The organism is Pseudoalteromonas sp. S1610, assembly GCF_005887465.1.
GTDB classification, from domain to species: Bacteria; Pseudomonadota; Gammaproteobacteria; order Enterobacterales; family Alteromonadaceae; genus Pseudoalteromonas; species Pseudoalteromonas undina.
In genome coordinates this window covers 1-343 of record NZ_PNDI01000070.1, presented here as the reverse complement: position 1 = coordinate 343, position 343 = coordinate 1, and the positions used below count along the sequence as shown (strand labels likewise).

The following is a 343-nucleotide window of genomic DNA, read 5'->3' as shown; positions in this document are numbered from 1 at the left end:
ATTCCGCCACTCCCGCATTATCACTTTGAATTAATCAAAGAAATGGTAGTTATTTTAAACTCTTCATTGAGTTGCAATTTAACTCTTGCAGAGCCACTTCTAGAAAAGAAATGGTGGCTAAGACGGGATTTGAACCTGTGACCCCATCATTATGAGTGATGTGCTCTAACCAGCTGAGCTACTTAGCCATTGTTGGCTGGGATACCAGGATTTGAACCTGGGAATGCCAGGATCAAAACCTGGTGCCTTACCGCTTGGCGATATCCCAACAATAAATTGTTGATAATTTTAATTCTTATCAAGAATATGGTGCGGAAGGAGAGACTTGAACTCTCACATCCAT

General features: G+C 41.1%; 2 tRNA genes. Both read right to left on the bottom strand.

Features of this window, described 5'->3' with window-relative positions:
• Nucleotides 1-111 precede the first annotated feature (111 nt).
• Nucleotides 112-188 (bottom strand) — tRNA-Met (locus CWB77_RS17165).
• A 5-nt stretch (nucleotides 189-193) separates the two neighbouring features.
• Nucleotides 194-268 (bottom strand) — tRNA-Gln (locus CWB77_RS17160).
• Nucleotides 269-343 lie beyond the last annotated feature (75 nt).